7 protein-coding genes are annotated in these 7,824 nt (G+C 69.4%); 2 read left to right on the forward strand and 5 right to left on the reverse strand.

Annotation, left to right across the window (positions count from 1 at the left end; translation table 11 throughout):
• Nucleotides 1-968 (forward strand): phosphoketolase family protein (locus tag LDL49_RS55940; RefSeq protein ID WP_504854029.1); only part of this gene is annotated, 968 nt, incomplete at its 5' end.
• 79 nt (nt 969-1,047) lie between these two features.
• Here the strand turns inward: LDL49_RS55940 and LDL49_RS55945 are convergent.
• On the reverse strand, nt 1,048-1,704 hold the full coding sequence (locus LDL49_RS55945) for a CBS domain-containing protein (RefSeq protein WP_225303107.1): 657 nt from the start codon (nt 1,702-1,704) through the stop codon (nt 1,048-1,050).
• A 298-nt stretch (nt 1,705-2,002) separates the two neighbouring features.
• Between LDL49_RS55945 and LDL49_RS55950 the strand changes: the two genes are divergently transcribed.
• On the forward strand, nt 2,003-4,912 hold the full coding sequence (locus tag LDL49_RS55950) for a pyridoxamine 5'-phosphate oxidase family protein (RefSeq protein WP_308016324.1): 2,910 nt from the start codon (nt 2,003-2,005) through the stop codon (nt 4,910-4,912).
• Nucleotides 4,913-5,322: 410 nt separating this feature from the next.
• On the opposite strand, the gene LDL49_RS55960 is transcribed toward LDL49_RS55950, so the two are convergent.
• The 4 genes from LDL49_RS55960 to LDL49_RS55975 form a co-directional block, all read right to left on the reverse strand.
• Complete coding sequence (locus tag LDL49_RS55960; RefSeq protein WP_225303108.1) at nt 5,323-6,096, reverse strand: DUF6544 family protein; 774 nt, start codon at nt 6,094-6,096, stop codon at nt 5,323-5,325.
• Nucleotides 6,093-6,959, reverse strand: coding sequence for a universal stress protein (locus LDL49_RS55965; RefSeq protein ID WP_225303109.1), 867 nt, complete (start codon nt 6,957-6,959; stop codon nt 6,093-6,095). The genes LDL49_RS55960 and LDL49_RS55965 overlap by 4 nt, the downstream gene beginning before the upstream one ends.
• A gap of 98 nt (nt 6,960-7,057) precedes the next feature.
• Nucleotides 7,058-7,570: a flavodoxin family protein gene (locus tag LDL49_RS55970; protein WP_225303110.1), complete on the reverse strand. Its 513-nt coding sequence runs from the start codon at nt 7,568-7,570 to the stop codon at nt 7,058-7,060.
• Between the two features lie 18 nt (nt 7,571-7,588).
• On the reverse strand, nt 7,589-7,824 hold a 236-nt coding region (locus LDL49_RS55975; protein WP_225303111.1), incomplete at its 5' end, for a CBS domain-containing protein.

Here is a 7,824-nt window from a genome sequence, read left to right on the forward strand (position 1 = left end):
AGGGCTGGCTGGAGGGCTACCTGCTGACCGGGCGGCACGGCCTGTTCAACTGCTACGAGGCGTTCATCCACATCATCGACGCCATGTTCAACCAGCACGCCAAATGGTTGGAGTCCTCCCAGAAGATCCCCTGGCGGCGGCCCGTCGCCTCGCTCACCTACCTGCTGTCCTCACACGTCTGGCGCCAGGACCACAACGGCTTCTCCCACCAGGACCCCGGCTTCCTGGACGTCGTGGTCAACAAGAAGGCGTCCGTGGTGCGCGTCTACCTGCCGCCCGACGCCAACACCCTGCTGTCGGTCGGCGACCACTGCCTGCGCTCACGCGACTACGTCAACGTCATCGTGGCCGGCAAGCAGCCGATCCTGGACCTGTTCACCATGGACCAGGCCATCGCCCACTGCACCCGCGGCCTGGGCATCCTGCCCTGGGCCTCCACCGACGAGGGCACCGACCCCGACGTCGTGCTGGCCTGCGCCGGTGACATCCCCACCCTGGAAACCCTGGCCGCCACCGCCCTGCTCCGCGAGCACCTGCCCGAACTACGCGTCCGCGTCATCAACGTGGTCGACCTGATGCGCCTGCAACCGCCGTCGGAGCACCCGCACGGCCTCCCCGACAACGAATACGACACCCTGTTCACCACCGACAAGCCCGTCATCTTCAACTTCCACGGCTATCCCGCGCTCATCCACCGCCTCACCTACCGCCGCCACGGCCACGCCAACCTGCACGTCCGCGGCTACAAGGAGGAGGGCACCACCACCACACCCTTCGACATGGCCATGCTCAACGACATCGACCGCTACCATCTGGTCACCGACGTCATCGACCGCACACCGGGACTCGGCTCCGCCCAGGCCCACCTCCGCCAGCGGATGACCGACGCCCGCCTGCGCGCCCGCGCCCACACCCGTGAACACGGCGAGGACGCGCCCGAAATCAGCGAGTGGACGTGGCCGGCCTGATACCCAGCCGCCCAATGCCCGCCACCGTTCCAGCTGGTGGCGGGCACCTCCGTGGTCGAATCCAGCTTCATGAGAGGTCTCAGAGCAGGGACGGCACGACGATGAGGTCTTCCTTGTCGAAGGTCAGTTCGCTGACGACGTCTACGACGCCCTCCACACCGCGGATCGACTCCACGAGGGCAGTGGCCTGGGAGTTCCACTCGACCCTGCCACCGAGCGTCACGACGCCCTTGTCGAGCTCGATCGAGAACGCCTCGCGGTCAGGCAGCAGCGCGGTGATGTCCGCCATCAGGTCGACGGCCGGACGGGTGAAGACCCGCAGTACGTCACGCTGATGCAGCGTGCCGATGATGCGCCCGGTGACCGGGTCGATCACGGGCAGTTGCTTGACGCGCTTGTCGTGCATGAGCCGCGCCGCGTCGCGGACGGACGCGCCGGGCGTGACGGTGATCGCCGGAGTGGTCATGAGCTCTTCCGCTTTGGTGCCCGCGGCCTTGTGGTGTTCCTGGCGCTGATGGCGCGACTCGAAGATGGAGACGCTGTGCCGTACGGTGTCGGTCTCCTTCAGCAGCAGATCTTCTTCGGAGACCACGCCCACAGGCCGCCGGTCGGCGTCGATCACGGTGACCGCGCCGACGGCATACCGCTTCATCGCCCCCACGATCTCGGCGAACGGCGCGTCTTCGAGGACGGCGATGGCCACGCGTCCCATGACGTCCTTGACCTCGATTGTCATCGTTCTCACCTCTCCTTCACCTCCCAGGGTCCGCTCCAGCGGCGAAGGTCGGTAGCGGCGAACGTCCCACATCGCCGAGGGCCTAGGTCCTGACCTGCGGCATCACCTCGACAGCGGGCTGGCGGTCGTGTTCCGTCCGACCTCGCCACGGGTAGCGTCCTGACATGGGTTGTTCGAAGCGCTCCTCGCGGCCAAGGGCGGGGGGTTCCAGTCGGCTCGGGCTCCAGTTGGGCGTGCTCCGCCCTCCCGGGGGTGAGGATCCGGTCGGCGGCGTGCCCGGTCTGTCCGCGAGCCGGTCATGAACCCATGGGTCCTGTCCTACGAGGGCTTCGACCCCGCCTCCGAGAGGCTGCGCGAGGCGCTGTGCACGCTGGGCAACGGCCGTTTCGCCACGCGCGGCGCGACCCCTGACGGCGAGCTGCGCACACCGGGCACCTACGTCGCGGGTTGCTACGACCGCCTGGACTCCACCGTCGCAGGGCAGAGGGTGACCAACGAGGACCTGGTCAACCTCCCCGACTGGCTGCCACTCACCTTCGCCACCCAGGGGTCGGACTGGTTCCGCCCAGAGCGGGCCGACCTGCTGGACTACCGCCAGAAACTGGACATGCGGCACGGGATCCTTTACCGGGCGCTGCGCTGGCGCGACGGCTCAGGCCGCATCACCGCGATACGGCAACGCCGCCTGGTGTCCATGGCCGACCCGCGCCTGGCCGCCCTGGAAACCACCTTCACGGCCGAGAACTGGTCGGGCCCGCTCCGCGTCCGCGCCACCCTGGACGGCAGGGTCACCAACAGCGGCGTGGCCCGCTACCGCGAGCTGCGCGGCGACCACCTCACCGGTCATGACACCGGCGACCAGAACGGCCTCACCTGGCTGACCGCCGTCACCCGCTCCTCCCAGATCACCGTGGCGCTCGCCTCCCGTACCGACGCCGCCTTCCCCGCCCGCGAGATGATCCGCGAAGGGGGCCGGATCGGCACGGACCATGTGCTCGACCTCGCGCAGGGCGAACCCGCCACACTGACCAAGACCGTGGCCCTGGTGACCTCGCGCGACTCCGCCATCCGCGATGCCCGCTCCACGGCGATCCGAGCCGTACGGATGGCTCGGCCATTCGACGCGCTGGCGGCGCCACACGCGGCGGCCTGGGAGCGGCTGTGGCAACGCGCCCGGGTCGAGGTGGACGCCCCGGATCTGGCGCAGATCGTTCACCTGCATGTCTTCCACCTGCTGCAGACTCTCTCCCCGCACACCGCGGACCTGGACGTGGGCGTGCCCGCCCGCGGGCTGCACGGCGAGGCCTACCGGGGACACGTGTTCTGGGACGAACTGTTCGTCCTGCCCTGGCTGAACCTGCGTTTCCCCGAGACCTCGCTCGCCCTGCTCCGCTACCGGTACCGGCGGCTGCCCGAGGCTCACGCTGCGGCCCGGGACGCCGGATATGACGGGGCGATGTTCCCCTGGCAGAGCGGCAGCGACGGACGCGAAGAGACCCCGATGTCGCACCTCAACCCCGCCTCGGGACGCTGGCTGCCCGATGGCTCTCACTTGCAGCGGCACGTGGGGCTGGCCATCGCCTACAACGTGTGGCAGTACTACCTGGCGACCGGCTCGATGCCACTCTGGTGTGCGGAGCTGCTCATTGAGATCGCCAGGTTCTTCGCCTCGCTGGCCGTACTCGACCCCGCATCGGGACGGTACGAGATCCGCGGCGTCATGGGACCCGACGAGTATCACGAGCGCTACCCGGGTGCTTCCTCACCCGGCCTGGCCAACAATGCCTACACCAACGTCATGACCGTGTGGCTGCTGCTGCGCGCCCGGGACACCCTGGACCTGCTGCCCGAACTCGCGGCCTCCGCGCGGGAACGGGCCCGCTGGGACGACATCACCCGGCGCATGCGGGTCGACTTCCACGACGGCGTGATCAGCCAGTTCACCGGTTACGCCGACCTGCTGGAGCTGGACTGGGTACGTTACCGCGGTGTGCGCCGCCTCGACCGGGCCCTGGAGGCCGACGGCGACGACGTCAACCGCTACAAGGCCGCCAAGCAGGCCGACACGCTCATGCTGTGCTACCTGCTCACCTCCGACGAGTTGGTCGGGATTCTGAATCGGCTGGGCTATCCGGTGGAACCTGGCCTGATCCCCCGCATGGTCGGCTACTACCTCGACCGCACCAGCCACGGCTCCACGCTGAGCGCCGTCGTACACGCCTGGGTACTCTCCCGCTCCGATCGAGCCCGCTCCTGGCAGTACTTCGCCGAGGCGCTGTTCAGCGACATCAAGGACGTCCAGCACGGCACCACGGCCGAGGGCATCCACCTCGGCGCCATGGCCGGCACGCTCGACCTCCTGGAGCGCTGCTACCTGGGCCTGGAGATCCACCGCGACGGCCTGCACCTCAACCCACTGCTTCCCGACCGGCTCGGTGTGCTGTCCATGCCGATCCGCTTCCGCGGCTCCGAGCTCTTCATCGACGCCGACCACCGGCAGGCACGCATCAACGGCGTGGCAGGACCGACCTTCACCAGCGAACAAGGAGACACGATCATGGCAGTCACCGGCGACCTCGGACGTCGCATCGCCCATCACCGCGAACGACTCGGTCTGACCGTCGAACAGGTCGCCGAACGCGCGGACATTTCACCCGGCTACCTGCAATACCTGGAAGAGCAGCCCGGCACGCCCACCGCCGAAGCCATATACCGCCTGGCCGGAGCCTTGGAGACCACCACCGAAGACCTCCTCGGCGGCGGCGTCGATCGGCCGCCCGGCCGCGGCCGCGCCAAGGCGGCTCCCACGCTGGAGAGCCTGGACCGCGACGAATGCCTCAAGCTGATCGAGCCCGGCGGCATCGGCCGGGTGGCCTTCAACGGCTCCCACGGCCCGACCGTGCTGCCCGTCAACTACAAGCTGCACCACGGCTCCATCGTCTTCCGCACCGCATCCGGCGGCCCCATGGACCAGGACCTGCGCACCGGCCTTGAAGGCGTGGAGATCAAGGTCGGCTTCGAGGTGGACCGGATCGACGAGGCCCAGCGCGAGGGGTGGAGCGTCCTCATCCAGGGCCCCGCCCATCACATATCCCCCGACGAACTGCCGGAGACCGCCGACGTCACGCCGTGGGCGGGCGGCGAGCGCCACCTGTACGTCCGCATCGTCCCGCACCAGATCACGGGCCGCCGCATCCACAACCTCTGACAGTCATGCTCTAGGGGCGAACGTCCTCTTCCCGGAGGCGTAGAACAACCCGTCTTCACGGGTCCTCCGGTCCCCCCGGAGAGGACTGGCGCATCTGCTCGGGCGCCGGGCGGCGCGGCAGAGTTGGCAGCACGCCAACGACATGCCAGAGGAGCTGACGGAGATGCGGACCACCCAGATCACCATGCGCCCGAAGCCGGCACGACCTCGACCCGAGATCGACCGCCTTACTCCGTCCGGGCGACCCCTCCCGTTCCAGACGCCGCGAGCCCGAGTCAGACGTCCTCGACAGGCTGTACGAAGACACCGCCCGCGAGCAGGGGAAGGCGCCCGCTGGGTCCTAGCCGACCGACAACCGCTCCTTGATCAAACCACCCCGAACAAGACAGTCGGCAGCGGGACTTTCAGCGCTATCGGAACAGGGCGTCGTCGACGGTGAAGCGGATGAACTCGCCCTCGGCCCACCGATCGGTGCCGGGCCACCAGCCGCCCGCCAGGTAGGCCGGAATGGTGAAACCGTCGAATTCGATCTCGCGTCCGCATTCCACCCCGAACACGTGGTCGCGGTATCGGCCCTCGCCGGGATCACCCCAGCGGGACATCGTGACGCGCTCCAGCGCGCCGCTGGGCGCGATGGTCAGGGTCACGTCGTGATCCTCGGTTCCCACGGGAAGGCTGGCGATGGCATGGCGGTCGTCGATCGGCTTCCACCGTATCCTCGGGTCGAGTGCGGCGGCGGGCGCCATGACGAACTCACATGCCAGCCGCCCGGCGGCGCTTCTGGTGATGTCCGGGCCGGCACCCGACATCACGGGGATGAGGTCCAGCAACCGCCAGCGCATCTCCCCTTCACCGGCGCGATACCGGTCGAACCCGTGCACGGGTAGCAATCCCAGGTACGCAGTTGCCGACCACACGAAGCCCTCCATCGGCAGGAGTACCTGCTGGGCGCGGAAGTCGCGCCAGGTGCTGAGCCGGATGGAGCCGTGCGTGTCCAGCACCACCGCACGCAGCAGGGGTGTCCCCGGAGCGATGGCGTGCAGCACCCAGCGGCGCGCCGGTTCCGGCAGGTGGCCGGCCTGTGCGGGGTCGAACTCCTGGGCGTCCTTGGTCTGCGCCTGCAGGAGGTCCCAGTCGTGGCAGGCGGTCTCGGTCATGTACGGCGGAGCGACGATGACACTCATGATCGCCGCCAAGGAGTCTGTACCACGGCCACCGGGCAGCAGGCCCGGTGCAGGACACCGTGGCTGACCGACCCGAGTGCCGCCGAGGCGAAGCCGCCCAGTCCGCGTGATCCGACCACCACGAGCGCCGCCTTCTCGGACGCCCTGGCCAGGACCGGGACCGGGTGCCCCGGGACGATCGACTCGATCACCTCGACGTCCGGGTACTTCTCATGCCACGGCGCCAGGCGCAGCCGGATCTCCGCCACCTCCTCGCCCGGCGCACCGGTCAGGAACGGGCCGTACCCCGCGGGATGTGGGGCGAGCCTCGGTGTCCTCTGGCCGTACACGACACGAACCGGCGCGCGCCGCGCCCCAGCCTGTTCCAGGGCGTATTCCAGCGCCGACTCCGCGAACAGGGAGCCGTCGAAGCCGACCACGATCTCCCGATGGCTGCCGGGGGCGGGCATCCGGACGACGACCACCGGGCTGTGCGCGTGCCCGGCCAGGCCGAGACCCACCGAGCCCAGCACCAGCCCGGCGAACCCGCCGAGCCCTCTGCTGCCCACGACCACGCTGTCGGCCGTCTCCGACTCGCCCCTCAGCCGCTCGATCACCGCGCCCGTGACCACAGCCGTCGAGACCTCCAGTTCGGGAGTGAGCCTCCGTACCTGCTCCGCGGCCTGGTCGAGCAGGTACGTGCACCGCTCGGTCAGAGTCTGCCGGTCACTGGCCCTGGTGGACGGATGCTCCGCCGCCCATGGCTCTCGCACGAGCACGATCCGCAGCGAAAGCCCCCTGCGGGAGGCATCATCGGCGGCCCAGCCGAGCGCCGATCCGGCCGATGGCGATCCGTCCACGCCGACCACGATCGCTCTGCTCATCGTCATCCTCCTTCGGGTTTCTCCGCCCGGATGTGGCACACGCCCCCGGTTTCCTTACCTCCAGCACACACCTATCGGCCCCCGGCTCCATGACGGTCTCAGGACGCCGGGACCGGGAAGGACGAGGCGAGGTGCCTGCCCCATTGCCTGGCCCGCTCCACCTCGCCGACCACCAGCGGCCCCTGAGTTCCGGTGACGTAGAAGCTCTCGGCGGGCGAGGCCAAGGCCAGGCCGAGCCGACGCAGTCGCTTGGCGACACCGCGCGCGGCCGAGCCGGGCATGCGCGGCTTGGCGATCCGCGTGTCGAAGGCGGCCGAGGCGAGTCTGGCCGACGGCGACCGAACAGTGGCCAGCCACTCCCGCACCCCCTGCCCTTGGGAGAGCACCCGGCCCTGCTGGGCGGCCGATTGCCGGGTCGAGGCCCTGCTCATCCCGAAGGCGTGCGTGGGGCCGCCGACGACGAGCAGGCCGAGGTCCTCCCCGACCGAGGCGGGCGCGGAGCCGACCTCCAGGACCTCTGTCCTCATCACGGTGGCCAACCCCTCCGCCACCGCCTCGGCGATTTGCTTGGTGTTGCCGAACATGGACTCGTAAACGATCAGCGCGTACATCTCCTGCCTCCTTCGGACTCAGCTCCGCGCCGGTATCACGGGCTCGAGATGGAACATGCCGGTCACCACGTCGCCGCCCTTCTTAAAGTGCGGGGTACGGCCCGCCACCGCCGACACCACATCGCGAGCGGTGATCATCCCGACCAGTCCCCTGCCGGACACCACGGGTACGGCGTCACAGCCGGCGTCGGTCATCACGGCCGCGACCCGGGTCAGCGGGTCGTCCGGCCGCACCCGCGGCCTGCGCTCACCGG

Origin of the sequence: Nonomuraea aurantiaca (assembly GCF_020215705.1) — a bacterium.
GTDB lineage: Bacteria > Actinomycetota > Actinomycetes > Streptosporangiales > Streptosporangiaceae > Nonomuraea > Nonomuraea aurantiaca.

Bases quoted from the DNA above. Each gene is read 5' to 3' on its own strand.
- LDL49_RS55970 (WP_225303110.1), bottom strand. From the start codon at position 7,570: ATGTACGCGCTGATCGTTTACGAGTCCATGTTCGGCAACACCAAGCAA.
- LDL49_RS55945 (WP_225303107.1), bottom strand. From the start codon at position 1,704: ATGACAATCGAGGTCAAGGACGTCATGGGACGCGTGGCCATCGCCGTC.
- LDL49_RS55960 (WP_225303108.1), bottom strand. From the start codon at position 6,096: ATGAGTGTCATCGTCGCTCCGCCGTACATGACCGAGACCGCCTGCCAC.
- LDL49_RS55950 (WP_308016324.1), top strand. From the start codon at position 2,003: ATGAACCCATGGGTCCTGTCCTACGAGGGCTTCGACCCCGCCTCCGAG.
- LDL49_RS55965 (WP_225303109.1), bottom strand. From the start codon at position 6,959: ATGAGCAGAGCGATCGTGGTCGGCGTGGACGGATCGCCATCGGCCGGA.